This window comes from Halomonas sp. Y3 (genome assembly GCF_024137965.1).
GTDB classification, from domain to species: domain Bacteria; phylum Pseudomonadota; class Gammaproteobacteria; order Pseudomonadales; family Halomonadaceae; genus Halomonas; species Halomonas mongoliensis.
Map to the genome: position 1 here is coordinate 1700922 of NZ_CP099975.1, position 25974 is coordinate 1726895.

Genomic DNA, 25974 nt, shown 5'->3' on the forward strand with positions numbered 1-25974 from the left:
GAAGACGCAATGACTCAGAAGATTCTGGTACTGCCGGGTGACGGCATCGGCCCCGAGATCACCGCCCAGGCGAGCCGCATACTGGCCGCCTGCCAGGCCCGCGGCCTGGATGTGGAAGTGGAAGAGGGGCTGGTCGGCGGCAGCGCCTACGACGCCCACGGCGAGCCGCTGCCCGCCGAGACCCTCGAGAAGGCCAAGGCCGCCCGCGCCATCCTGCTCGGCGCCGTGGGCGGCCCCCAGTGGGACACGCTCGAGGACTTGAGCAAGCGCCCGGAGAAGGGGCTGCTCGGCCTGCGCAAGAACCTGGGCCTCTTCGGCAACCTGCGTCCGGCGATCACCTACCCGCAGCTCGCCGAGGCCTCCAGCCTCAAGCCCGAGCTGGTGGCCGGCCTCGACATCATGATCGTGCGTGAGCTCACCGGCGGCATCTACTTCGGCCAGCCCCGGGGTATCGAGGAGCGCGACGGCCAGCGCGTCGGCTTCAATACCTATGTCTACTCCGAGAGCGAGATCGAGCGCATCGGCCAGGTCGCCTTCGAGATGGCCCAGAAACGCGGCAAGAAGCTCTGCTCCGTGGACAAGGCCAACGTGCTCGAGGTCACCATCCTGTGGCGCGAGGTGATGGAGCGGCTGGCGCCGGAGTACCCGGACGTCGAGCTCTCCCACCTGTACGTCGACAACGCCGCCATGCAGCTGGTGCGCGCGCCCAAGCAGTTCGACGTCATGGTCACCGGCAACATGTTCGGCGACATTCTGTCGGACGCCGCCGCCATGCTCACCGGCTCCATCGGCATGCTGCCGTCGGCGTCGCTCAACGAGAGCGGCCAGGGCATGTACGAGCCCTGCCACGGCAGCGCCCCGGACATCGCCGGCCAGGGCATCGCCAACCCGCTCGCCACCATCCTCTCGGTGGCCATGATGCTGCGCTACTCCCTGGACGAGCCCGCACTCGCCAAGCGCATCGAGGACGCCGTGGGCAAGGTGCTGGACGACGGCCTGAGAACCGCCGATATTGCCTCCGAGGGTACCCGCACCGTCTCCACCGCCGAGATGGGCGACGCCGTGCTGGCGGCCTTCGAGTCGCTGTAAGGGACAGCCGTACCCTGCTCGGGGTCGCCGCTCGCCGCTCGGGGTGGCACCGCTCCGCTCGGGGTGGCACCGCTCCGCTCGGGGTCAGACTCTTAAGTATGCTTTGGTCTGGAAGACCAAAGCATACTTAAGAGTCTGACCCCTGCCTGCTGCCTGCTGCCTGCTGCCTGCGCCCTGCAGCTCGGCGCTCGGTTCTGTATAATACTTCCCACATTCGATTTCTGGAGGACTTCACATGTTGAAAGTCGGTTTCGTCGGTTGGCGCGGCATGGTCGGTTCCGTGCTCATGCAGCGCATGGTGGAAGATGGGGACTTCAACGGCATCGAGCCGGTCTTCTTCACCACCTCCCAGGTCGGCCAGGCCGGCCCCGACGTCGGCGTGGACGTGCCTCCGCTGAAGGATGCCACCGCCATCGACGAGCTCAAGGTGCTGGACGTCATCATCACCTGCCAGGGCGGCGACTACACCAAGCAGGTCTATGGCGACCTGCGCGCCAGCGGCTGGAAGGGCTACTGGATCGACGCCGCTAGCACCCTGCGCATGGAGGATGAGGCCACCATCATCCTCGATCCCGTCAACCGTCATGTCATTGACGCCCAGCTGGCCCGCGGCGCCAAGACCTTCGTCGGCGGCAACTGCACCGTCAGCCTGATGCTGATGGGCCTGGGTGGCCTCTTCGAGGCCGACCTGGTGGAGTGGATGACCTCCATGACCTACCAGGCCGCCTCCGGCTCCGGGGCCAAGCATATGCGTGAGCTGCTGAGCCAGATGGGCGCTCTGCGCGACAGCGTGGCCGACGAGCTCGCCAACCCGGCCAGCGCCATCCTCGACATCGACCGCAAGGTCACCGCCGCGATGCGCTCGGGCGACTTCCCCACCGAGAACTTCACCGCGCCCCTGGCCGGCAGCCTGCTGCCCTGGATCGACACCAAGCTCGACAACGGCCAGAGCCGCGAGGAGTGGAAGGGCAGCGTCGAGACCAACAAGATCCTCGGCCTCGACAACAATCCCATTCCCATCGACGGCCTCTGCGTGCGCATCGGCGCGATGCGCTCCCACAGCCAGGCCTTCACCATCAAGCTCAAGCAGGACGTGCCCATCGACGAGATCGAGGATCGTCTGGCCAAGCACAATGAGTGGGTCAAGTTGGTGCCCAACGACAAGGAAGCGACCATCCGCGACCTGACCCCGGCCGCCGCCACCGGCACCCTCACCGTGCCGGTGGGCCGCCTGCGCAAGCTGGCCATGGGCGGCGAGTACCTCTCCGCCTTCAGCGTTGGCGACCAGCTGCTGTGGGGGGCCGCCGAGCCGCTCAAGCGCATGCTCAAGATCCTGCGCGAACAGTAAGGCCCTCGCTGGCTCCAGCCGGCAGGTTGAGTGGGGCGCCCCTCCGGGAGGGGCGCCCCAACTGCGTATAGATGATATAAAATGTTCTCATAATGTAAAAAACACCATCAGCATCATGCTGCGGTATGGTGTGATTCCGGGAACATTTCATGACGCACAGGTCGCAACTCGCCGTGACGAAGCTCGCCTTGTCGAAATCCGCTGCTCTGCTGACCCTGATGGTCTATGCCGCCCAGAGCCAGGCGCTTGGCCTGGGGGAGGCCGAGGTGCGCTCGACCCTCAATGCGCCGCTGCGCGCCACCATCCCGCTCACCGACTCTGCCGGGATCCAGGCCGACCTGCTCAACGTCTCGGTGGCGGACGAGCGCGCCTTCGCGGCGGCTGGCCTGCCGCGGACGCCGCTGGCGGCAAGCGTCAGACTGGCGGTGGAGCAGCGGCAGGGGCGGCTGGTGGTGGACCTCACCACCGAGCGTACGGTGCGGGAGCCCTGGCTCGACCTGCTGCTGCGCTTCGACTGGCCGGGTGGCCAGCAGCTCCGGGAGGTCACCCTGCTGCTCGACCCGCCCGACTATGACCAGATGCCGGCGCTGGTCAGTGGCAGCCGGCGTGCGGCCCCGGCCTCCGTCGCATCAGCGGAGCCAGCGCCTACCACGAGTCCCACGGCGGCGGGGCCGCAACCGTCCACTACCCCGGCCCAGGCCGGCAACCCGGCCCGAGTCCGTAGCGGTGACACCCTGTGGGGGGTGGCAGGACGCCTGCGGCCGGATAGCGGCATCAGCATGAACCAGATGATGGTGGCGCTGGTGGAGGCCAACCCCGAGGCCTTCCCGTCGGGCAACATCAACGCCATGCGCGCCGGCGTCACCCTGGTGGTACCGAGCCGGGAGGCCATTGCCGCGCGCTCCGGTGCCGCGGCCGAGCGTCTTGTCAGCGAGATGCACCAGGCCTGGGCCAGCCGTGGAAGCGCTGCTCTGGCCGTCGATGAGCCCGCCGCCGCTGCCGAGAGTCCGCGGCTGACGCTGCTGACTGATGCCCAGGTGGCCGCCGAGGGGGAGGTCGGCGGCGAGGCGGACGGCGAGGCGGAAGAGGGCGACGTCGAGGGCAGCGCCGCGCTGGAGATCGATCCCGACCTGCTTGATGCCCTCCTGGGTGGCGTGCCCTCTGGTGACGGGGAGCTGGGCAGCGACGAGCGCCTGGTGCGCCTCGAGGCCCGCTGGCTGGAGAGTCAGCAGACCCTCGAGGCGGTGCAGGAGGAGCGCGATGAGCTTCAGGGCGAGCTGGGCGAGATGCGCCAGCAGCTGGAAGCGCTGCAGGAACAGCTGGCGGCCCTGGCCGCCGGAGGGGCGGGCGCTGACGGCCCCGGTGCCGGTGGCATCGCCACGCCCGGCAGCGAGGCGGAGGAAACTCCCTGGTGGGGGGCCGTCTACCAGGGCGAGGTGGATCGCAACCTGGTGCTGGGCGGCGCCGGCCTGGCCGCGCTGCTGGCGATCTGGCTGGTAGTCCGCCGTCGCCGTCGCGAGGAGGAGGCCGGCGGCGCCACGGCGGGCGCCGTGCGGGTCGGGGTGCCAGGTGCCCAGCCGCCGGTGTCGCCGCAGGCGTCGTCCGACCCCGGTGCTGCGCCGGTGCACTCCGTCCAGGGGGCGCTGCCCCAGGCCGAAGCGATCAGCGAGGCCGATATCTTTATTGCCTACGGCCGCTACGACCAGGCCCGGGAGCTGCTCGATACCAGCCTCGCTCGGGAGCCCGAGCGTGACGACCTGCGGCTCAAGCTGTTGACCGTCCATCTCGAGCAGGGCAATCGGGAGGAGGCCGAGCAGGAGGCGCGGCGCCTCCATGAAGGGGGGAGCCCGGCGGTGCGCGAGGAGGTCGAGCGCCTGCTGGAGCGCTACGGCGCCGGCCAGCCGACGGCCCCCGAGCCTGGCGCTAGCGAGCCGGACGCCTCCGAGCCGCACTCGGCCGAGCCTGAGGCCTCCCCGCTGCCCGAGATCGCCACTCGCCGGCTCGACGATGGCCGCGAGATCATCGACTACCGCCCCCCCAGCCTGGATGATGACCCGGCCCCGCGGGAGGAGACGCCGATGCAGCCCAGCGTCGAGTTCACCTCCCCCCGCCCCGTCGAGGCGCCCGATGAGGAGCCCGAGGCGCTGCCCCAGGAGTGGGAGGTCGAGGAGGTTTCCTTCCCGCCCCTGGACCCGGATAATGTCCAGTCCTCTTCGAGCGCTGCCCGGGAACAGCTGGCCGAGGCACGGCGCCTTCTCGAGGCCGGCGAGGCCGAACAGGCCCGGGAGCTGCTCGGCAAGCTGATGCTCAGCGAGGAGCCGGCCATTCACGACGAGGCCGCGGCGTTGCTGACACGACTGGATACCTGATGATCGCATGACCCTATTCCAACCCCTCGACGACCGTACCCCCTTGACCGGACGCCTTGCCATGGGGGTCGAGTATGACGGCAGCGCCTACTGCGGCTGGCAGTACCTCAAGCATGCCCCCTCGGTGCAGGCCGCCCTGGAGGCGGCGCTGGCCAGGGTGGCCGGGGTGCCGGTGCGCATCCACGCCAGCGGCCGCACCGACTCCGGGGTGCACGCCACCCGCCAGGTGATCCACTTCGATGCCCCGGTCCCGCGCTCCCAGAAGGCCTGGGTGTTCGGCGTCAACGCCAACCTGCCCCGGGATATCGCCGTGCGCTGGGTGCGCGAGGTGCCCGACGAGTTCCACTCCCGTTTCAAGGCGCTGGCCCGGCGCTACCGCTACGTGCTGCTCAACCAGCCCAGCCGCCCGGTGCTGGAGCGGGCCAACGTCACCTGGTGCCGCGACCCCCTGGACGCGGACGCCATGCACCGCGCGGCCCAGGCGCTGGTGGGGGAGCACGACTTCTCCAGCTTCCGCGCCGCCGGCTGCCAGTCGAAGACCGCCTGGCGCCACCTGCACTTCATCGAGGTGCATCGCCACGGGCCCCTGGTAGTGGTGGATGTCCAGGGCAACGCCTTCCTGCACCACATGATCCGCAATATCGTCGGCGCCCTGGTCACCGTGGGGCGCGGCGAGGCCGGCGACGACTACCTGGCCGAGCTGATGGCGCTGAAGGACCGCACCCGGGCCGACGTCACCGCGCCGGCCTGCGGCCTGCACTTCGTGGACTCCCTCTACGACGAGCGCTGGGGCCTGCCCGCCGAGCCCCTGGGGCCCAACCTGCTCGCCTTCCTGGGGGAGTGGACCGGCGAGCGGGCGCTGCCCGACTGCCCCATGGTCGAGTTTCGCCGCGGCCGGCCGGTGGCGGCGCAGGGGGAGGCGTCGTGATGCAGCGTACTCGCGTGAAACTCTGCGGCCTCACCCGCCCCGAAGACGTCGATGCCGCCGTAGCGGCCGGGGCCGATGCGCTGGGCTTCGTGCTCTGGCCCGGCAGCAAGCGCGCCGTGGACGAGGCGCTTCTCGCCGAGCTTGCCGAGCGGGTGCCCGCCTTCGTCACTCGGGTGGGGCTCTTCGTGGACCAGGACCCGGCGCTGATCGAGCGCTGCGCCACGCATCTGGACCTCCTGCAGTTCCACGGCGAGGAGCCGCCGGCCCTCTGCGACGGCTTCAGGCGCCCCTGGATCAAGGCGCTGCGCATGCGCGACGACCTCGACCTGTCCGCCGCCGCCGAGGCCTACCGCGGTGCCCGGGCGCTGCTGCTCGACGCCTACCGCCCCGGGGTGCCGGGCGGTACCGGCGAGACCTTCGACTGGTCGCGAATCCCCGCAGGGCTGGCAAAACCTGTTATTCTCGCCGGAGGCCTTAACGCCGATAACGTGGCCGAGGCCATCGCCACCGTGGCGCCCTTCGCGGTGGATGTCTCCGGCGGCGTGGAAGCCGCCCCCGGCATCAAGGATGCCGAGCGCATGGCGGCCTTCATGGCCGCGGCGGGCGAGGGCGATGCCCGGCGCCGTGCCGGCTGAGCGCCCCCTCGCTTCGGCCACCGATTTCAATCCCCAAGCCCTTCTGGCGACCTGTGAGGTGTCTTTCGTGAGCAAGTTCAGTGACCTGACCCGACTGCCGGATGCCCGCGGCCACTTTGGCCCCTACGGCGGACGGTTCGTCTCGGAGACCCTGAGCTTCGCCCTGGATGAGCTGGAGAAGACCTATCTGAGTCTTCGCGATGATCCGGATTTCCAGGCGGAATTCGACTATGACCTGGCCCACTACGTGGGTCGTCCTTCACCGCTCTACCATGCGGAGCGTTGGTCGAAGCAGCTTGGCGGTGCCCAGATCTGGCTCAAGCGCGAGGATCTCAACCACACCGGCGCCCACAAGGTGAACAACACCATCGGCCAGGCGCTGCTGGCCAAGAAGAGCGGCAAGCCCCGGGTGATCGCCGAGACCGGCGCCGGCCAGCACGGCGTGGCCAGCGCCACCGTGGCGGCCCGCCTGGGGCTCAAGTGCGACGTCTACATGGGCGCCGAGGACATCCAGCGCCAGAAGCTCAACGTCTACCGCATGCGCCTCTTGGGTGCCAACGTCATCTCGGTGGAGTCCGGCACCCGCACCCTCAAGGACGCCATGAACGAGGCGCTGCGCGACTGGGTCACCAATGTCGACGACACCTTCTATATCATCGGCACCGTGGCGGGCCCGCACCCCTATCCGATGCTGGTGCGCGACTTCAACGCCGTGGTGGGCCGCGAGGCGCGCCGCCAGTCCTTCGAGGAGTTCGGCCGGCTGCCCGACGCCCTGATCGCCTGCGTGGGCGGCGGCTCCAACGCCATGGGGCTCTTCTACCCCTTCGTGGAGGATGACGAGGTGGTGATGTACGGCGTCGAGGCCGGTGGCGACGGCGTCGAGACCGGCCGCCACGCCGCGCCGCTCTCCTCCGGGGCGCCGCGCGGCGTGCTCCACGGCAACCGCACCTACCTGATGTCCGACGAGGGTGGCCAGGTCGCCAATACCCACTCGGTCTCCGCGGGCCTGGACTACCCGGGGGTGGGCCCCGAACACGCCCTCTGGAAGGACGTGGGGCGGGTCAACTACGTGGCCGCCAACGACAAGGACGTGCTCGAGGCCTTCCGGGAGCTGACCCACGTGGAGGGCATCATGCCGGCCCTTGAGTCCGCCCACGCCCTGGCCTACGCCAAGGTGCTGGCGCCCACCATGCGCCCCGACCAGAACATCGTCGTCAACCTCTCGGGCCGCGGCGACAAGGACATCCTGACCGTCGCCAAGCTCGACGGCATCGAGATCTGAGGGAATGATGAACCGTATCGACCAACGCTTCGCCGAGCTCAAGGCCCAGGGTCGCCGCGCGCTGATCCCCTTTATCACCGCCGGTGACCCCGGCCCCGAGCACACCGTGGGCTTCATGCACGCCCTGGTGGAGGCCGGCGCCGACGTCATCGAGCTGGGCGTGCCCTTCTCCGACCCCATGGCCGACGGCCCGGTGATCCAGAAGGCCTGCGAGCGGGCGCTCAAGCGCGGCGTGCGCCTCTCCCACCTGTTCGAGATGGTGCGCGAGTTCCGCCAGACCGACAGCACCACCCCGGTGGTGCTGATGGGCTACCTCAACCCCATGGAGCGCATCGGCCTCGCGGCCTTCGCCGACCAGGCCTCCGAGGCCGGCGTCGATGGCGTGCTGACCGTGGATATGCCGCCGGAGGAGGCCGAGGAGCTCGGCCCGCTGCTCAAGTCGCGGGACCTGGCCTCCATCTTCCTGGTTGCCCCTACCACTTCCCACGCCCGGGCCGCTACAATATGCGCCCACGGCGAGGGGTATCTCTACTACGTTTCCCTCAAGGGCGTGACCGGCTCGGCGATCCTCAATGCCCAGGACGTCGCCGACCACCTGGCGCCGCTGCGCGAACTGACCGACCTGCCGCTCTGCGTCGGCTTCGGCATCCGCGACGGCGCCTCCGCCGCCGAGGTGGGCAAGGTAGCCGACGGCGTGATCGTCGGCTCGGCGCTGGTCAGCCGCATCGCCGAGAATGCCGAGCGCCCCGAGGCGATCGCCGGCGAACTCAAGGCGGTGCTGGGCGAGATGCGCCAGGCCCTGGACGCCCTGAGTCCCCGCTGATCGCGGCCCTCGCCACACGACTCGATTCATGCGCCCGGGCTCTCCCGGGCGCCGACCAGATGACGGAACCCTTTCTGACATGAGCTGGCTAGACAAGATCGTGCCCTCCATGGGGCGTATCCAGCGCAAGGACCGCCGGGCGAGCGTGCCCGACGGCCTGTGGCGCAAGTGCCCCAAGTGCGAGGCGGTGCTCTACCTTCCCGAACTCGAGAAGCACCACAACGTCTGCCCCAAGTGTGACCACCACCTGCGGCTGACCGCCCGCAAGCGCCTCGACTGGTTCCTCGACAAGGAGGGTCGCGAGGAGCTCGCCGCCGAGGTGGAGCCCGTCGACCGCCTCAAGTTCCGCGACTCCAAGAAGTACAAGGATCGCCTGGCCGCGGCCCAGAAGGAGACCGGCGAGAAGGACGCTTTAGTCGCCATGCGTGGCCGCCTCGATGGCCTGCCGGTGGTGGTGGTGGCCTTTGAATTCACCTTCATGGGCGGCTCCATGGGCGCCGTCGTGGGCGAGAAGTTCGTGCGCGCGGCGACCCTGGCCCTGGAGGAGGGCATTCCGCTGATCTGCTTCTCCGCCTCCGGCGGGGCGCGCATGCAGGAGGCGCTCTTCTCCCTGATGCAGATGGCCAAGACCTCCGCCGCCCTGGAGAAGCTCAAGCAGGCCGGCATTCCCTATATCTCGGTGCTCACCGACCCGGTCTTTGGCGGCGTCTCCGCGTCGCTGGCCATGCTGGGCGACCTCAACGTGGCCGAGCCCAACGCCCTGATCGGCTTCGCCGGCCCCCGGGTCATCGAGCAGACCGTGCGCGAGAAGCTGCCCGAAGGCTTCCAGCGCAGCGAGTTCCTGCTCGAGCATGGCGCTGTGGACATGATCGTGCACCGCAGCGAGATGCGCGACCGCCTGGGCGGCGTGCTGCGCAAGCTGACCCACCAGCCCGCCGCGGGCATCGCCGAACCCGAGCCCGACCTGGTCGATGCCGCCCAGCAGGCGGTGGTCGACGAGGCCCCCGCGGAGCCCGTCGAGCCGGTGGAAGCCGCCGGTAGCGAGGCGCCGGAGACCCCGGCCGACGACGCCCGGGAAGAGGGCCGACGCTGATCCGATGAGCGACGCGCCCCTGCCCACTACCCTGGACGCCTGGCTGGCGCGGCTCGAGGCCGCCCATCCCGTGGGCATCGACCTCGGCCTCGAGCGCGTGGCCGAGGTCGCCCGGCGGATGGAGCTGCTGGAAGGCCCCATCGCCGAGCGAGTGATCACCGTGGCCGGCACCAACGGCAAGGGGTCCACCGTGGCCCTGCTGGAGGCGCTGGCCCGGGCCCACGGGCTCTCCACGGCGGCCTACACCTCGCCGCACCTGATCCGCTATAACGAGCGGCTGCGCCTGGACGGTGAGGAGGCCAGTGACGCCACCCTGATGGCGGGCTTTGCCGCCGTGGAGCGCGCGCGCCTGGATGGCGAGCCCGTCAGCCTCACCTATTTCGAGGTAGGCACCCTGGGCGCGCTCTGGGCCATCGCCCGACGCGCGCCGGACCTGGCCATCCTCGAGGTGGGGCTGGGCGGGCGGCTCGATGCGGTCAACGTCATCGACCCGGACGTGGCGATCGTCACCACCGTGGCCCAGGACCATGCCGCCTTCCTCGGCACCGACCTTCAGCAGATCGGTCGTGAGAAGGCGGGCATCCTGCGTCCCGGCCGCCCGGCGGTGCTGGGCAGCCGCGAGCTGCCCGCCAGCGTACGCCAGGTGGCCGCCGAGCTCGGCGCCCCGGTCCATGCCATCGGCGAAGACTTCGACTGGGACCCGGCTCTCCCCGATCCCGGCCTGCCCCTGGACAACGCCGCCACGGCGCTGAAGGCGTTCGAGCTTGCCGGCGTCGAGCGCGATGCCGATGCCTGCCGCCGGGCCCTTGCCGAGGTGCGGCTGCCCGGTCGCATGCAGTGGCTGGGCCAGTGGTGCCTGGACGTGGGCCACAACCCCCATGCGGCGAGCTACCTGGCCGGTCGCCTGGCGGCACGCTACTGTGCCGGGCGTACCTGGGCGCTGCTGGCCATGCTCGGCGACAAGGACGCCGACGGCGTGATCGAAGCGCTGGCGCCGGCGGTGGATGCCTGGGTCACGGCGACCCTGGCCGGGGGGCGGGCGCGCAGCGCCGCCGACCTGGCCGGCCGCCTGATCGGGCAGGGCGCCAGCGTGGCGCATCAGGCGGCGTCGCCGACGGCCGCGGCGGCCTGGCTGGCCGAGCGGCTCGCCCCCGAGGATCGCGTGCTGGTGTGCGGCTCCTTCTTTACCGTCGGCGAGGTGCTCGAGTGGCTGGCGCTGTCCGCCCCGGCGCGTCAGACTGAGGCAGACCCCAGCGGCAGTGAGGAAGCCCGATGAAGTACGGATGGCGTGAGCGTATCAGCGGTGCGGTGATCCTGATCGCCCTGGCGGTGATCTTCGTTCCTCTGCTGTTCAGCGAGCCGGCCCCGCGCAGCGAGCGCCCCCAGCCGGTGCTGACCATCCAGCAGCCCATCGAGGTGCCGCGCCAGGAGGTGCCGGAGCCCCGGCCCCCGGCCAGCCTCGCCGAGTTCGGCGAGCCCGTGGCGGCACCCGGTGAGGAGGAGCTGCTCCTCGAGGAGTCGCCGGTCGAGGAGGTCACCGTCGAGGAAGTGGCCGAAGTGGCCGAACAGGCCGCCGAGCAGCTGGCCCGTGCCGAGGCTCCCGCGGAGCCTTCGCCCAGCCCGGCGCCCGCGCCGGCCTCCGAGGCCGCGGTGGACCCCATCGCCGAACTGGCCCGGGCCGCCGACCAGCGCCTGGCCGAGAGCGCCAGCCGCAGTCAGCCGGCGCCGGCCGCCTCCGGCGGCGAGTGGGCGGTCCAGGTGGGCAGCTTCGGGGAGCCGGCCAACGCCGAGCGCCTGCTCCAGCAGCTGCGCGAGCAGGGCTTCCCGGCCTACAGCCAGCCCCGGGACAACAACCTGACCACCGTCTACGCCGGCCCCTATGACTCCTCGGAGGCGGGCGAGCGGGCCATGAACGAGCTCAAGTCCCGGGCCAACCTCCAGGGCCTGCTGGTGCGGGCGAGGAACTGAGATGGCGCTGACCTGGCTCGACTGGATCTTTATCGGCCTGCTCACCGTCACGGCGGTAGCCGGCTTCATGCGCGGGCTGATCCGCGAGGCCCTGGGCCTGGCCGCCTGGGTCATCGCCCTGCTGGCCGCCCGGGTGCTCGCCCAGCCGGTGGCCGACCTGCTCGCCGGGGTGATCGACAATGCCGACGGCCGCCTGGTGCTCGCCTTCGTGCTGGTCATCTTCGGCGTGGTGCTGCTGTGCGGCCTGGTGATTCGGCTGGTTCATGCCGCCGTGGAGTGGGTGGGCATGGGCCTCTTCAACCGGGTGATGGGGGCCGCCTTCGGCGCCGCCAAGGGTGCGGCCATCCTGGTGCTGGCCACCATCGTGATCGGCCTCACCCCCCTGGCCCAGCTGGAGGCCTGGCAGGAGGCCGAACTGCGCCCCCACTTCGAGCAGCTCCGCGACTGGGCGGTCTCCCAGTTCGAGGCCTGGGAAGGGCGCCTTCCCGAGACCGACTCCCTGCGCGAGCTCTCCCTTCCCGGGCGCGATGCGGCGCCCGCCGATGAGACTCCCTGATCGACGACTTCCGGGCGGCCCTGGCGGCCGGCCCGACCCTTCACAGCAAGTTCCAGGCAAGCGAGGTAAGGTGGAATGTGCGGTATCGTGGGCCTTCTGGCCAAGCAGGCGGTAAACCAGGGCATCTATGACGCCCTGACGGTGCTTCAGCATCGCGGACAGGATGCCGCCGGCATGATGACCTGGCATGAGGGCCGCTTCCTGCTGCGCAAGAGCAATGGCCTGGTGCGGGATGTCTTCCATACCCGTCATATGGCGCGCCTCAAGGGCAGCATCGGCATCGGCCACGTGCGCTACCCCACCGCCGGCTCCTCCAGCGAGGCGGAGTCCCAGCCCTTCTACGTCAACTCCCCCTACGGCATCGCCCTGGCCCACAACGGCAACCTGACCAACTCCGAGCAGCTCAAGCAGGAGCTCTTCTCCTCGGACCTGCGCCATATCAACACCAGCTCCGACTCCGAGGTGCTGCTCAACGTCTTCGCCCATGAGCTGGGCAAGCAGGGGCTGCACCTCTCCCCGGGGGACATCTTCGACGCCGTGCGCCGGGTGCACCGGCGCTGCAAGGGCGGCTACGCCGCGGTGGCGATCATCAACGGCGTGGGCCTGGTGGCCTTCCGCGACCCCCACGGCATTCGCCCGGTGGTCTTCGGCACCCGGGACGAGGGCGAAGGCCAGGAGGTGATGATCGCCTCGGAGTCGGTGGCACTCGACGTCGGCGGCTTCGAGCTGCATCGCGACCTGGACCCGGGCGAGGCGATCTTCGTCGACATGGCCGGCGAGATCCACACCCAGCAGTGCGCCGACGCGCCGCGTCTGGCCCCCTGCATCTTCGAGCACGTCTACCTGGCGCGGCCCGATTCCATCCTCGACGGCGCCTACGTCTACGGCACCCGCATGGAGATGGGGCGCAAGCTCGGCGACCGCATCCGCGGCGAGTGGCCCGAGCACGACATCGACGTGGTGATCCCGATCCCCGACACCTCGCGCACCTCCGCCCTGGAGCTCGCCCAGCACCTGGGGGTGACCTACCGCGAAGGCTTCATGAAGAACCGCTATATCGGGCGCACCTTCATCATGCCCGGCCAGACCCAGCGCAAGAAGTCGGTGCGCCAGAAGCTCAACGCCATCGGCGTGGAGTTCAAGGGCAAGAACGTGCTGCTGGTGGACGACTCCATCGTGCGCGGCACCACCTGCAAGCAGATCATCCAGATGGCCCGGGACGCCGGCGCCCGCAAGGTCTACTTCGCCTCCGCCGCGCCGCCGGTGCGCTACCCCAACGTCTACGGCATCGACATGCCGGCGGCCAGCGAGCTGATCGCCCACGGTCGCAGCGAGGCCGAAGTCGGCGAGCTGATCGGCGCCGACCGCATCTTCTATCAGGACCTCGAGGATCTGAAGACCGCCTGCCGCGAGGTGAACCCGAACCTCGACGCCTTCGACTGCTCGGTGTTCGACGGCCACTACGTGACCGGCGACATCGACGACGCCTACCTGAGCGCCCTGGAGGCCTCGCGCAGCGACGACGCCAAGCAGCAGAGCGCCGGCGACCACGCCCTGGTCGGCGTGCATAACCAGGACGATATCGACGACTGAGGCCGCCATGGATTCCCACACCCCTTCCGAGCTCGACTGGGCGCTCTCGACCCTGGCGATCCGCGCCGGCCACGAGCGCACCCATGAGCAGGAGCACGCCGAGCCGATCTTCCCCACCTCGAGCTTCGTCTACGGCAGCGCCGCCGAGGCGGCGGCCAAGTTCTCCGGCGAGGAGCCGGGGAACATCTACTCGCGCTTCACCAACCCCACGGTGCGCACCTTCGAGCGCCGCCTGGCGGCGCTGGAGGGCGGCGAGCGCTGCGTGGCCACCAGCTCCGGCATGGCGGCCATCCTCTCCACCGCCCTGGCGCTGCTCGAGGCCGGCGACGAGATCGTGGCGTCGCGCTCGCTGTTCGGCTCCACGGTGAGCCTGTTCGACAAGTACCTGGGCAAGTTCGGCATCACCACCCGCTACGTGGAGCTCGCCGATCTCGCCGCCTGGGAGGCGGCCATGACCCCGGCCACCAAGCTGCTGTTCGCCGAGACGCCCTCGAACCCGCTCTCCGAGGTGGTGGATATCGCGGCCCTGGCCGAGATCGCCCATCGCCACGGCGCGCTGCTCGCCATCGACAACTGCTTCCTGACCCCGGCGCTGCAGCGCCCCCTGGACCTCGGCGCGGACCTGGTGATCCACTCCGCCACCAAGTACCTGGACGGCCAGGGCAGGGCGATCGGCGGCGCCGTGGTGGGCCGCGACAAGGAGCTCGAGGAGGTCTTCGGGGTGGTGCGCACCTGCGGCCCCTGCCTGAGCCCCTTCAACGCCTGGATCTTCACCAAGGGGCTCGAGACCCTGGCCCTGCGCATGCGCGCCCACTGCGAGAACGCCCAGGCCCTGGCCGAGTGGCTCGAGGCGCATCCGGCGGTGGCTCGGGTCCACTACAGCGGCCTCGAGAGCCACCCGCAGCATGGGCTGGCCGCCCGCCAGCAGCGAGGCTTCGGCGCGGTGCTGGGCTTCGAGGTCAAGGGCTCCGAGGTGAAGGGCGACCGCGAGGCGGCCTGGTCGGTGATCGACGCCACCCGGCTGCTCTCCATCACCGGCAACCTGGGGGATGTGAAGACCACCATCACCCACCCGGCTACCACCACCCACGGCCGCCTCAGCGATGCCCAGAAGGCCGCCGCCGGCATCTCGGAGGGGCTGATCCGGGTCGCCGTGGGCCTGGAGGCGATCGACGACATCCGCGCCGACCTGGCCCGGGGCCTCGACGCCCTGGTCTAGCCCGCGCGCTTCCCGGCAACGCGTCCCGGGACCTCCCGACGCCCGTCCCGCCCCCGGCGGGGCGGGCGTTGTCGTTCGGGAAGCTGATGGTTCTTTCGAACGGTTGGTTCGGCTTTTTTCAGCAGAGTCGAATGGTTAGCTGGGGTAAGCTCTAGCCACATCGAGATCACGAGGAGTTTACCGCCATGTGGCGCAACACCCGTTCCGGCTGGGGCATCGTCAGCATTACCCTGCACTGGCTCAGCGCCCTGACCATCGTGGGCCTCTTCGCGCTGGGCTGGTGGATGACCGGGCTCGGGTACTTCGACGCCTGGTACAACCTGGCGCCCTGGTGGCACCGGTCCATCGGCATGCTGCTGCTCTTCGCCACCCTGCTCAGGCTCGGCTGGCGCCTCGTGAACCCCACGCCGGCGGGGCAGGGCAGCCGCTTCGAGAAGCTGGCCGCCCACCTGGGCCACGTGCTGCTCTACGCGCTGTTGCTGGTGGTGCTGGTCAGCGGCTACCTGATCTCCACCGCCCGGGGGCGCGGCATCAGCGTCTTCGACTGGTTCGAGGTCCCGGCGCTGATCAGCCGCCTGCCCAACCAGGAGAGCATCGCCGGCGAGATCCACTGGTATGCCGCCGTGGCGCTGATGGTGCTGGCCGCCGGCCACCTGCTCGCCGCCCTCAAGCATCATGTCATCGACCGACACGACACCCTGACCCGCATGCTCAATCCGGCACGCTCGCGCCGCCGCTGAGCCGCGTTCCCCCGCAAGAAGACACCCTGTCACACCCGCAAGGAGAATGACCATGTTCAAGAAGACCGCTCTCGCCGCCGCCTTCGGTGCCGCTGCCCTGGTGGGCGTCGGCCAGGCCCAGGCCGCCGACTACGTGGTGGACATCGAGGGCCAGCACGCCTTCGTCCAGTTCAAGATCAACCACCTGGGCTTCTCCTATATCCTCGGCAACTTCGAGTCCTTCGAGGGGCAGTTCCACTACGACCCCGAGAACCTGGAGGCCGCAAGCGTTCAGATGGAAGTGGACGTGACGAGCCTCAACTCCAACCACGCCGAGCGTGACCGCCACTTCCTCTCCGACGACTTCCTGAGCGCCGGCGACTACCCGACCGCCACCTTCATCTCCACCGGTTTCGAGCCCACCGGCGAGGGGGAAGGCACCCTGACCGGCGACCTGACCCTCAAGGGCGAGACCCGTGAGATCGAGATGCCGGTCACCCTGATGGGCGAGGGCGAAGACCCCTGGGGCGCCTACCGCGCCGGCTTCGAGGGCAGCACCATGCTGACCCTCGGCGACTTCGGCATCGACATGAGCGCCTTCCCGGAAGTGATGCACGAGCTCGAGCTCTACGTCACCTTCGAAGGCATCCGCCAGTAAGGTCGTGACCCTGGTCGGCACCCTCGCTGCCGGCCCAGGCCCCGTGAACACCCCCGAGCCCTCGGGGGTGTTCGCGTCTGCGGGGGCTCGCTAGAATGCGCGCTCCGCGAACCACCCTGGAGCGAGCGTGACGCAACGGTCCGATACCTCTCCCGCCCTCGGCGTGACCCTCTGGCGCCAGACCTGGCCCATGGCCATCGGCGTGCTGGCGCTGCTCGGCTTCCAGCTGGTGGACAGCGCCTTCATCGCGCGCCTGGGTACCGCGCCCCTGGCCGCCCAGTCCTTCACCTTCCCGCTCAGCTTCCTGATCATCGGCATCCAGGTGGGCTTGGGGATCGCCATCGCCGCGCTGATCTCCCGGGCCCTGGGGGCCGGGGAGGGGGCGCGCGCCCGGCGCCTGGGCAGCCTGGTGCTGGCCGCCGGGGCCCTGGTGATCGCCCTCCTGGCGGTGGTGCTGTGGGCGGTCCAGGCGCCGGTGTTCCGCCTGCTGGGAGCCGACGGGGCCACCCTGGCGCTGATTCGCGGCTACTGGGCGCCCCAGCTGCTGGCCGCCTGGCTGGGGGCGGCGCTCTACTTCGGCTACAGCCTGTTCCGGGCCCACGGCGACACCCGCCTGCCGGGCAAGATGATGGTGGTCACCAGCCTGGTCAACCTGGTGCTCGACCCGCTGCTGATCTTCGGGGTCGGCCCCTGGGAGGGGCTGGGGCTGCCGGGCGCGGCCTGGGCCACGGTGATGGCCTTCGCCGTGGGGCTGGCGGTGCTGGGGCGCCGTCTCCTGGCCACCGACTGGCTGGCCCGGGAGGGGCTGGGTGCCGAGCTGCGCGCCTCGGCGCGCCCCTTCGCCGGCATCGCCGGCCCCGCCATGATCAGCCAGCTGATGCCGCCCCTGGCGGCCATGCTGGCGATTTCCGTGGTGGCAGGCCTTGGCGAGGCCTCGGTGGCCGCCTGGGGGCTGGCCAGCCGCCTGGAGACCCTCTCGCTGATGGTGGTGCTGGCCATGACCATGTCGCTGCCGCCCTGGCTGGGGCGCTGCTACGGCGCCGGCGACTGGGACCAGGTGCACCGGCTGATGCGCCTGGCGCTCAGGGTGGTCCTGGTGTGGCAGCTGGCGCTGGGCCTGCTGATGGCCCTGGCCGCCCCCTGGCTGGCCCTGGCGCTGTCGGGCAACCCCGAGGTGCGCGACGACCTGGCCACCCTGATCCGCTTTCTGCTGCCCAGCTACGCGGCCCTCGGCATCTGCATGATCGTGGTCTCGGCGGGCAACGCCCTGGGCTGGCCTCTGCGCGCCATGCTGATGTCCGGCGCCCGGCTCTTCCTCTTCTACCTGCCCTGCCTCTGGATCGGCGCCCGGCTGGGCGGCCTGGTCGGCCTCGCCGCCGGCGCCGCCGTCGGTAACCTGCTGGCGGGCCTCGCCGCTTGGCAGGTGCTGCGGCGCATCCTCGCCAGCCCCCGGCGCCGCGCCGCTACCGCCACCCCTTGATCGCTCCCCCTGGAGCCCTTGGCCGCTCGCCATGACCCGCGTCATGGCGGCCTGCGCTTCGCCTGCGCGGCGTGGCACCCGGCGGTGGGCTCAGGCATCATGGTAGCCATGCTGAAGGAGGGCCATGATGGCGCGAGACGAGATGGCGCAAGATGAACTGACCGGCCTGATCCTGGCCGGCGGTCAGGGGCGGCGAATGGGTGGCGTCGACAAGGGGCTGGTGGCCTTCCGCGGCCGCCCCCTGGTGGCCCACGTCCGGGATCGGCTGGTCGGCCGGGTGGCGGAGCTGCTGATCAACGCCAACCGCAGCGAAGGCGACTACGCCCCCCTGGCCGACCGGGTGATCGGTGACGCCGAGGGCGGCTTCCAGGGCCCGCTGATGGGGATCTACAGCGGCCTGTGCGCCGCCCGCACCCCCTGGCTGGTGGTAGCGCCCTGCGACACCCCCTCGCTGCCCCGGGAGCTGGTCCCGCGGCTGCTGGCCGGGCGCGGCGACGCCGATATCGCCGTGGCCTGGGACGGCGAGCGCCTGCACCCGGTGGTGGCGCTGATCCGCACGGCCCTGGCCGACGACCTGGCCGCGGCCCTCGCCGCCGGCGAGCGCAAGATCGACCGCTGGTATGCCCGCCACCCCTGGTCCCGGGTCGACTTCTCCGACTGCCCGGAGGCCTTCGCCAACCTCAATACCGACGACGACAGGCGCCGCCTCGAGACGGCGCGGCACGAGGAGCCCTGAGCCATGAGCGCAAGCGTTCCGACCCGGCTGCCGCTGGACGAGGGGCTGCCGCTGCTGGGCATCGCCGCCTGGAGCGGCACCGGCAAGACCACCCTGCTCGAGGCCCTGCTGCCGCTGCTCCATGACCGCGGCCTCAGGGTGGCGGTGATCAAGCACGCCCACCACACCTTCGATGTCGACCAGCCCGGCAAGGACAGCCATCGCCTGCGCCGGGCCGGCGCCGCCCCCATGCTGGTGGCCTCCCGGGAGCGCCTGGCGCTGATGATGGAGACCCCCGGCCAGGAGGAGCCGGACCTGGCGAAGCTGGTGGCGCTGGTCGCTACCCAGGACCCCGACCTGGTGCTGGTGGAGGGGTTCAAGGCCTGGCCGCTGCCCAAGCTCGAGCTGCATCGCCCGGCGCTGGGCAAGCCCCTGCGCGTGGCCGAGGACCCCTGGGTGCGCGCCGTGGCCTCGGATGCCCCCCTGACGCTGCCTCACGGGGTCGAGGCGCTGGACCTCAACGATCGCGAGGCCCTGGCGGACTGGATCGCCGCCTGGCCCGCCCGCTGGCTCGACGAGCGTGCCCCCCGGGCCGAGGAGGCCACCCCATGACCCTCTCCTGCTTCGAGCTCGGCGAACGCATGCTGACGGTGGAGGAGGCACGGGAGGCGGTGCTCGCCCTGGCCGAGGGCCCGCTGCCCGCCGAGGCGGTCGCGCTCGCCGCCGCCCACGGCCGCGTGCTGGCCGAGGCGCTGGTCTCGCCCATCGACGTGCCCCAGTGCACCAACGCCGCCATGGACGGCATCGCTCTGGCCTGGCCGGCGGCGGGTCCTCCGGCTGAGGGGTTCCTGCGGGTCGCCGAGATCCATGCTGGCCACGCCGCCGCGCTCACCCTGGGGCCCGGCGAGTGTGCCGGCATCACCACCGGCGCGCCGCTGCCGGCGGGGGCCGACAGCGTGATCATGCGCGAGCAGCTGGCGGAGGAGGAGGGCGCCGACGGCCGCCTGCGGGTGAGGGTCAATCGCCCCGAGCGAGTGAGGCGCGGCCAGAACGTGCGCCGGGCCGGGGAGGATATCCCCCAGGGCAGCCTGGCCCTGGCCGCCGGGACCCGGCTCGGTGCCGCCGAGCTTGGCCTGCTCGCCTCCCTGGGGTGCGCCGAGGCGGCGGTGCGCCGCCGGCCCCGGGTGGCGCTCTTCTCCACCGGTGACGAGGTGACCGCCCCGGGCGCGCCGCTGCCCGCCGCCGGCATCTTCGATGCCAACCGTTTCAGCCTGATGGCGCTGGCCGCCGAGCGCGGCGCCGAGGTGATCGACCTGGGCATCCTGCCCGACAGCCGCGTCGCCATCGGCGAGGCCCTGGCCCGGGCCGCCGAGGAGGCGGACCTGGTGATCACCAGCGGCGGGGTCTCGGTAGGCGACGCCGACCATACCCGGGCGGCCCTGGCCGAGCAGGGAGAGCTCGGCTTCTGGAAGATCGCCATCCGTCCCGGCCGCCCCCTGGCCTGCGGGCGCCTCGGGCCCCGGGGCACGCCCTTCCTGGGGCTGCCGGGCAACCCGGTGGCGGCCATGGTCACCTTCCTGCAGTTTGCCGCGCCCCTGCTGGCCCGCCTCCAGGGGCGAGAGCCGACGGCCGCGCCGCGCCTGGTGGCGGTGGCCGAGCACGAGCTCGGAAGCCGCCCCGGCCGGGTCGACTATCTGCGCGGGGTCTACCGCAGCGACGCCGAGGGGCGGCTGCGGGTCGCCGGCATCGGCGCCCAGGGCTCCGGCATCCTCTCCTCCATGGCGCAGGCCAACTGCCTGATCGAGATCACCGCCGAGCGCGCCGCCGTAGCCGCCGGCGAGGCGGTGACCATCCACCCCCTGTTCCGTTTTCCGTGAGGCACCCTTCATGTCACTGACCCATCTCAACGCCCGCGGCGAGGCCCATATGGTCGACGTTGCCGACAAGCCGGAGAGTCGCCGCGAGTCCAGCGCCTCCGGGCGCATCCAGATGCATCCCGACACCCTGGCGCTGCTCGCCGAGGGCGGCCTGCCCAAGGGTGACGTCCTGGCCACGGCGCGCATCGCCGGCATCCAGGCCGCCAAGCGCACCCACGAACTGATTCCCCTCTGCCATGCCCTGGCGCTCTCCAAGGTGGTCATCGACTTTACCCTGGACGAGGCGGCGAGCTGCGTCGAGGTGAGGGCCACCTGCCGGCTCAACGGCCGCACCGGGGTCGAGATGGAGGCGCTGACCGCGGTCTCCGTGGCCTGTCTGACCCTCTACGACATGTGCAAGGCGGTGGACAAGGAGATGGAGATCGGCGCCATCCACCTCGACACCAAGACCGGCGGCAAGTCCGGCGACTATCGCCGGGAGGGCGCGGCGGCCGCCGCCGAACCGGTGGTGCGTGCCGTCGACGGCCCCATCGTCACCGGTGAGGGACAGGCCGGCCAGGTCGCGCTGGGCAGCCGCTGCGACATCGCCGCCCCCTGCGTCCGCGTGAAGTGCCTGGCCGAGCTGCGCGAGCGCCTGGGCGTCGGCGACGTTTCCATGCCCCTGGGCGACCTCGAACGCACCGACGTGGCCGGCCTGAAGGCGGCCCTCAAGACGCTCGACCCGCGCTTCTCGCGCCTCGACGAGGGCCGGGTGCTCTGCGCCGTCAACCAGGTGATGGCCAGCGACAGCACGCCGCTCACCGACGACGATGAAGTGGCCTTTTTTCCCCCCGTGACCGGAGGCTGAGGCGATGATTCGAGTACAGCAGGCGCCCTTCGATGCCGGCGCCGAACAGCAGGCCCTGCTCGCCGGGCGCACCGATATCGGCGCCGTGGTCTGCTTTACCGGCCTGGTCCGCGACTTCAACGAGACGCCGGAGGTCACCGCCCTGACCCTGGAGCACTACCCCGGCATGACCGAGTCGGCCCTGGAGGCGATCGTGGTCGAGGCCGAGGCGCGCTGGCCCCTGGACGGCGTGCGGGTGATTCATCGGGTTGGACGACTGGCCCCCGGAGACCCTATCGTGTTGGTAGCGGTGGCCAGCGCCCATCGGCGGGCGGCCTTCGAGGCCTGTGATTTCATCATGGACTACCTCAAGACCCGCGCCCCCTTCTGGAAGAAGGAGCACGCTACCGGCGGTGACTACTGGGTCGCCGAGCGCGACTCCGACCACGCCGACGCCAGCCGCTGGGAGGCCTGATCACGCTGCCGCCATTCTCGCCCACCTGCCCGGAGAGAGACCATGACAACGCTGCCCCCTGAGCTGATCGACGACTTCGGCAGGCGCGTGCGCTATGTGCGAATCTCGGTGACCGATCGCTGCGACTTTCGCTGCGTCTACTGCATGAGCGAGGAGATGACCTTCCTGCCCCGGGCCCAGGTGCTGACCCTGGAGGAGCTGGCCCTGGTGGCCCGGGCCTTCGTCGAGCTGGGGGTGGAGAAGGTGCGCCTGACCGGCGGCGAACCCCTGGTGCGCCGCGATATCGACCGGCTGGTCGGCGAGATCGGCGCGCTGCCCGGGCTCAGGGACTTCGCCATGACCACCAACGGTGCCGGGCTCGGTCGCTTTGCGGCGAAGCTGCGCGCCGGGGGCCTCGGGCGGCTCAATATCAGCCTGGACTCCCTGGACCCGGCGCGCTTTCGCCGGCTCACCCGCACCGGGGAGCTTGCCCGGGTCATCGACGGCATTCGCGCCGCCCGGGAGGCGGGCTTCCAGCGCATCAAGCTCAATGCGGTCATCCTCAAGGGGCGCAACGACGACGAGGTGCTCGACCTGGTCGACTTCGCCCGGCGTGAGCGCCTCGATATCAGCTTTATCGAAGAGATGCCCCTGGGGGATGTCTCCGACCATCGCCGGGACGAGACCTTCTGCTCCAGCGACGAGGTCCAGGCGCGGATCGAGGCGCGCTATCCGCTGCTGCCGACCACCGAGTCCACCCTGGGCCCCTCGCGCTACTTCCGCATGGCCGACAGCGAGAGCCGCGTCGGTTTTATCTCCCCTCACAGCCACAACTTCTGCGCCAGCTGCAACCGGGTTCGGGTGACGGTGGAGGGGCGCCTGCTGCTGTGTCTGGGCAACGAGCACTCCGTTGACCTGCGTCGGGTGCTGCGCGCCCACCCCGGGGATATCGACGCGCTCAAGCGCGCCATCGTGGCCGCCATGCCCCTCAAGCCCGAGCGCCACCACTTCACCACCGACGGCGACGTTCAGGTGGTCCGCTTCATGAACATGACCGGCGGTTAAGGGCGACCGCCGGGGCGCTTTCGACGCTTATCCAGCCGCGCTTTGCCTCACCATCGCGACGAAATTCCCGCCCCTCACGGCGGGAATTTCTTGCTAATACGTGCATGATGCATATACTTTTGTCAGACACATAGCAGCAATAACCCGTCTCGTTTTCTGGTTCAGGAGGGGACCCATGTCCAGCGAATCCCTGGAGCGCATCGCGCGCAACAAGAACGTCGCCCGCGCTGCCGCTCGCCAGCTCAGCATGGAGCAGCTGCACAAGCTCTCCGAGGTCATCGAGGAGGTGATCGAGCTGAAGAAGGATGAGGAGCGCCAGCGTCAGGAAGAGGAGCAGCAAAAGGAACGCAAGCGCAACGAGATTCTCGAGGCGATCAGCGAAGCGGGCCTCTCGGTGGACGACCTGGTTACCGAACCGCCACGTCGCAAGCGCGGCCGTCCGCCCAAGAACGCCACCAAGGCGTAGGCTAGAGCCCCGCGCTCCTTCAGGCCGGCACCGGCCGCACTGCAGCAAAAAAGCCGCTCCGGGAGAGCGGCTTTTTTTGCATGCTTTTCCGGGAAAGCCTAGCCGACTTCCCTGGCATGGGGGGCCTCCACCGCCATGATCTGCAGGTGGATATCCGGCAGGCGGCGCAGGTGGTCGGCGAACCAGCCGATCAGGCGAGGCTGCAGGGCCAGGCGCAGCTCCGCCAGGGTCTCGGCGGTGATCGAGGCCAGGGCGTCATCCAGCCAGTCGCTGAAGGCGTCTTCGTCGATGGGGCTCGCCTGGCTGGCGTCCAGCATCAGCCGGCCGATCCGGGTCCAGCCCCCCTCGCCGGTGGAGGCCACCGAGAGCGCCAGGTAGAGGCTGCCGTGGCGGGGGCCGTGGCGCTCCGCGGCCAGGCCCGGCAGCGGCGCCACGGCGTTCTGGCTGACGATGCAGGGCGGCTGGGGGTGGCGGGACTCCAGGGTGAGGCCCTCGCCGTCCAGGCGGATCAGGTCGCCGTTGACCGGCACCAGGGGCGCCTCGATGCCGAGCGCCTCGGCCAGCTCGCAGTGGGCCTGCTGGTGGCGGGCCTCGCCGTGCACCGGCAGCAGCCGGCGGGGGCGGACCCAGCCGTAGAAGGTGCGCAGCTCCTCCTGGGCGGGGTGTCCCGAGGCGTGCAGCTCCGGATGGTTGAACTCGTCGAGCAGCGTCACCCCCAGGCGCCTGAGCCCGTTCTTGAGACGCTCGATCAGTAGCTCGTTGCCGGGAATCGCCTTGGCCGAGAAGATCACGCTGTCGCCGGGGCCCAGCTCCATGGCGTGGTGGCGCCCCCGGGCCAGGCGGCTGAGCGCCGCCCGGGGCTCCCCCTGGCTGCCGGTGGCGATCACCAGCACCTCCTCCGGCGGCAGGTAGCCGAGGTCGGCGGTGGGCACCAGGGGCGGGAAGTCGTCCAGGTAGCCCAGGCCCCGGGCCACCGCCACCATGCGCTCCATGGAGCGCCCCATCAGGCTCACCCGGCGGCCCGCCCGGTGGGCGGCGCGGCCGATGGCCAGCACCCGGGCCAGGTTGCTGGCGAAGCAGGACACCACCACCCGCCCCTGGCAGGCGGCAATGGTGTGCTCGAGGGCCCGGGCCACCTCGCCCTCGCTGCGGGAGTGGCCGGGCAGGGGAGCATTGGTGGAGTCGCCCACCACCAGGTCCACCGGGCCGATGGCGCGGAAGGTCGAGGCGGCGATGGGGCGGCCGATCAGCGGCTCGGGGTCGAGCTTCCAGTCGCCGGTATGCAGCACCCGATGCTCGCCGGCGGCCAGCAGCAGGGCGCAGCTCTCGGGGATGGAGTGGGACACCGGCAGGTAGCGCAGGGTGAAGGGGCCGCTCTCCAGGGCCTCGCCGGGTTCGATGACCTGAATGGCGTCGGTGGCGAGCCCCCGCTCCACGAACTTGGCGCGCAGCAGGCCCGCGGCCAGGGGCGTGGCGTGGATCGGACAGCCCCACTTCGGCCACAGCCAGGCGGCGGCGCCGATATGGTCCTCATGGCCGTGGGTGATGATCAGCGCCCGGGGTCGGATGCCGAGGGTGGCCAGCAGCTCGAGATTGGGCACCTGAAGCGGGCTGTCGGGGAGATCCTGGCGGATCATCATCCCGCAGTCCACGGCCACCCACTCCTCGGCGAAGCCGTAGAGGCTCAGGTTCATGCCGATCTCGCCGCAGCCGCCCAGGGGGAGGAAGTGCAGGGGAGGGCGGCGGCGGGGGCGAATCTGGACTCTGGGCTGGGGCATGGGGCGCGGCGGGCTCGAAAAGTGTTCCTTCACTATACGGGAAGGCGCCCGGGCGCCACAACGCGGGGCGTGGCGAGGGTGTCGGAAACCGCTGTTTTCGCTACACTAGCGACCCTTCGAATGTCAGCCGCAAACCAGAGTGCCGTCATGTCACACTACTACCGCCTGGTGGTCTCCTGCCCCGATCGGGTAGGCATCGTCTCCCGCGTCTCCGGCTTTATCGCCGGTCACGGCGGCTCCATCACCGAGGCGAGCCAGCACTCCGACCTGGAGACCGGCCGCTTCTTCATGCGCTACGAGATCCTCGCCGACTCCATCAACATGCCCCCCGAGGCGCTGCGCGAGGCCTTCGCGCCCATCGCCGAGGAGTTCGACATGACCTGGGCGCTGACCGACACCCGCCAGCGCCCGCGGGTGGTGCTGATGGTCTCCCGGGAGTCCCACTGCCTGGTGGACCTGCTCTACCGCTGGACCGCCGGCGAGCTCGACTGCGACATCGCCGCGGTGATCTCCAACCACGAGACCATGCGCGGCCTGGCCGAGTGGCACGGCATTCCCTACCACCATGTCCCGGTGGACCCCGCCGACAAGCAGCCCGCCTTCGACGAGGTGGCCCGCCTGGTGGAGGAGCTGCGCGCCGACTGCGTGGTGCTGGCCCGCTACATGCAGATCCTGCCGCCGGCCCTCTGCGAACGCTACGCCGGCCGGGTGATCAATATCCATCACAGCTTCCTGCCCTCCTTCGCCGGGGCCAAGCCCTATCACCAGGCCTACGAGCGCGGCGTCAAGCTGATCGGCGCCACCTGCCACTACGTCACCGAGGAGCTCGACGCCGGCCCCATCATCGAGCAGGACATCCACCGGGTCAGCCACTGCCACACCCCGGATGACCTGGTGCGCTTCGGGCGGGACGTGGAGAAGGCGGTGCTGGCCCGGGGGCTGCGCTGGCACCTGCAGGATCGCGTGCTGATCCACGGCAACAAGACGGTGGTCTTCGCCTGACCCGCCCGTCCGAACGGCCACGTCCAAGGAG

Annotated in this window: 25 protein-coding genes; 24 read left to right on the plus strand and 1 reads right to left on the minus strand. The window is 70.5% G+C overall.

What is annotated here, in order from left to right:
* Positions 1-9: 9 nt before the first annotated feature.
* From leuB to NHL60_RS08205, 23 genes are all read left to right on the plus strand, one after another.
* Positions 10-1089: a 3-isopropylmalate dehydrogenase gene (gene leuB, locus NHL60_RS08095; RefSeq protein WP_253451243.1), complete on the plus strand. Its 1080-nt coding sequence runs from the start codon at positions 10-12 to the stop codon at positions 1087-1089.
* Between the two features lie 235 nt (positions 1090-1324).
* The gene (gene asd, locus NHL60_RS08100; protein ID WP_253451246.1) at positions 1325-2437 is read left to right on the plus strand and encodes an aspartate-semialdehyde dehydrogenase; all 1113 of its coding nucleotides are present in this window, start codon (positions 1325-1327) and stop codon (positions 2435-2437) included.
* Positions 2438-2586: 149 nt separating this feature from the next.
* Positions 2587-4806, plus strand: a complete 2220-nt coding sequence (locus tag NHL60_RS08105; RefSeq protein ID WP_253451249.1) for a FimV family protein — start codon at positions 2587-2589, stop codon at positions 4804-4806.
* Between the two features lie 7 nt (positions 4807-4813).
* The gene (gene truA / locus NHL60_RS08110) at positions 4814-5734 is read left to right on the plus strand and encodes a tRNA pseudouridine(38-40) synthase TruA (RefSeq protein ID WP_253451252.1); all 921 of its coding nucleotides are present in this window, start codon (positions 4814-4816) and stop codon (positions 5732-5734) included.
* On the plus strand, positions 5734-6369 hold the full coding sequence (locus NHL60_RS08115) for a phosphoribosylanthranilate isomerase (RefSeq protein ID WP_253451255.1): 636 nt from the start codon (positions 5734-5736) through the stop codon (positions 6367-6369). The genes truA and NHL60_RS08115 overlap by 1 nt, the downstream gene beginning before the upstream one ends.
* Before the next feature lie 67 nt (positions 6370-6436).
* The gene (gene trpB, locus NHL60_RS08120; RefSeq protein ID WP_253451258.1) at positions 6437-7651 is read left to right on the plus strand and encodes a tryptophan synthase subunit beta; all 1215 of its coding nucleotides are present in this window, start codon (positions 6437-6439) and stop codon (positions 7649-7651) included.
* A 7-nt stretch (positions 7652-7658) separates the two neighbouring features.
* Positions 7659-8474: a tryptophan synthase subunit alpha gene (gene trpA / locus NHL60_RS08125; protein ID WP_253451261.1), complete on the plus strand. Its 816-nt coding sequence runs from the start codon at positions 7659-7661 to the stop codon at positions 8472-8474.
* Positions 8475-8553: 79 nt separating this feature from the next.
* Positions 8554-9567, plus strand: coding sequence for an acetyl-CoA carboxylase, carboxyltransferase subunit beta (gene accD / locus NHL60_RS08130; protein ID WP_253451264.1), 1014 nt, complete (start codon positions 8554-8556; stop codon positions 9565-9567).
* Between the two features lie 4 nt (positions 9568-9571).
* Complete coding sequence (locus NHL60_RS08135) at positions 9572-10843, plus strand: folylpolyglutamate synthase/dihydrofolate synthase family protein (protein WP_253451267.1); 1272 nt, start codon at positions 9572-9574, stop codon at positions 10841-10843.
* Positions 10840-11535, plus strand: coding sequence for an SPOR domain-containing protein (locus tag NHL60_RS08140; protein ID WP_253451270.1), 696 nt, complete (start codon positions 10840-10842; stop codon positions 11533-11535). The genes NHL60_RS08135 and NHL60_RS08140 overlap by 4 nt, the downstream gene beginning before the upstream one ends.
* Before the next feature lies 1 nt (position 11536).
* On the plus strand, positions 11537-12091 hold the full coding sequence (locus tag NHL60_RS08145; protein WP_253451273.1) for a CvpA family protein: 555 nt from the start codon (positions 11537-11539) through the stop codon (positions 12089-12091).
* Between the two features lie 75 nt (positions 12092-12166).
* Positions 12167-13684 (plus strand): amidophosphoribosyltransferase, encoded by a 1518-nt coding sequence (purF, locus tag NHL60_RS08150; protein WP_253451275.1) that lies wholly within the window; start codon positions 12167-12169, stop codon positions 13682-13684.
* A 7-nt stretch (positions 13685-13691) separates the two neighbouring features.
* Positions 13692-14903, plus strand: a complete 1212-nt coding sequence (locus NHL60_RS08155) for an O-succinylhomoserine sulfhydrylase (protein WP_253451278.1) — start codon at positions 13692-13694, stop codon at positions 14901-14903.
* A 185-nt stretch (positions 14904-15088) separates the two neighbouring features.
* Entirely contained in the window at positions 15089-15643 is a 555-nt protein-coding gene (locus NHL60_RS08160; RefSeq protein WP_253451281.1) for a cytochrome b, read from the plus strand.
* A gap of 52 nt (positions 15644-15695) precedes the next feature.
* The gene (locus tag NHL60_RS08165; RefSeq protein ID WP_253451284.1) at positions 15696-16280 is read left to right on the plus strand and encodes a YceI family protein; all 585 of its coding nucleotides are present in this window, start codon (positions 15696-15698) and stop codon (positions 16278-16280) included.
* A gap of 190 nt (positions 16281-16470) precedes the next feature.
* On the plus strand, positions 16471-17760 hold the full coding sequence (locus NHL60_RS08170; RefSeq protein ID WP_253452085.1) for an MATE family efflux transporter: 1290 nt from the start codon (positions 16471-16473) through the stop codon (positions 17758-17760).
* Between the two features lie 127 nt (positions 17761-17887).
* Positions 17888-18496 (plus strand): molybdenum cofactor guanylyltransferase MobA, encoded by a 609-nt coding sequence (gene mobA, locus NHL60_RS08175; protein WP_253451287.1) that lies wholly within the window; start codon positions 17888-17890, stop codon positions 18494-18496.
* A gap of 3 nt (positions 18497-18499) precedes the next feature.
* Positions 18500-19087, plus strand: a complete 588-nt coding sequence (mobB, locus tag NHL60_RS08180; protein WP_253451289.1) for a molybdopterin-guanine dinucleotide biosynthesis protein B — start codon at positions 18500-18502, stop codon at positions 19085-19087.
* Entirely contained in the window at positions 19084-20352 is a 1269-nt protein-coding gene (gene glp / locus NHL60_RS08185; RefSeq protein WP_253451292.1) for a gephyrin-like molybdotransferase Glp, read from the plus strand. The genes mobB and glp overlap by 4 nt, the downstream gene beginning before the upstream one ends.
* A gap of 10 nt (positions 20353-20362) precedes the next feature.
* Positions 20363-21199 (plus strand): cyclic pyranopterin monophosphate synthase MoaC, encoded by an 837-nt coding sequence (gene moaC, locus NHL60_RS08190; RefSeq protein WP_253451295.1) that lies wholly within the window; start codon positions 20363-20365, stop codon positions 21197-21199.
* A gap of 4 nt (positions 21200-21203) precedes the next feature.
* Entirely contained in the window at positions 21204-21653 is a 450-nt protein-coding gene (gene moaE / locus NHL60_RS08195) for a molybdopterin synthase catalytic subunit MoaE (protein WP_253451298.1), read from the plus strand.
* A 51-nt stretch (positions 21654-21704) separates the two neighbouring features.
* The gene (gene moaA, locus NHL60_RS08200; RefSeq protein WP_253452088.1) at positions 21705-22697 is read left to right on the plus strand and encodes a GTP 3',8-cyclase MoaA; all 993 of its coding nucleotides are present in this window, start codon (positions 21705-21707) and stop codon (positions 22695-22697) included.
* Positions 22698-22872: 175 nt separating this feature from the next.
* Positions 22873-23163: a hypothetical protein gene (locus tag NHL60_RS08205; RefSeq protein ID WP_253451302.1), complete on the plus strand. Its 291-nt coding sequence runs from the start codon at positions 22873-22875 to the stop codon at positions 23161-23163.
* Between the two features lie 98 nt (positions 23164-23261).
* Here NHL60_RS08205 and NHL60_RS08210 read toward each other — a convergent pair whose 3' ends face one another.
* On the minus strand, positions 23262-24857 hold the full coding sequence (locus NHL60_RS08210) for a ribonuclease J (RefSeq protein WP_253452091.1): 1596 nt from the start codon (positions 24855-24857) through the stop codon (positions 23262-23264).
* 231 nt (positions 24858-25088) lie between these two features.
* Between NHL60_RS08210 and purU the strand changes: the two genes are divergently transcribed.
* Positions 25089-25943 (plus strand): formyltetrahydrofolate deformylase, encoded by an 855-nt coding sequence (purU, locus tag NHL60_RS08215; RefSeq protein WP_253451305.1) that lies wholly within the window; start codon positions 25089-25091, stop codon positions 25941-25943.
* Positions 25944-25974 lie beyond the last annotated feature (31 nt).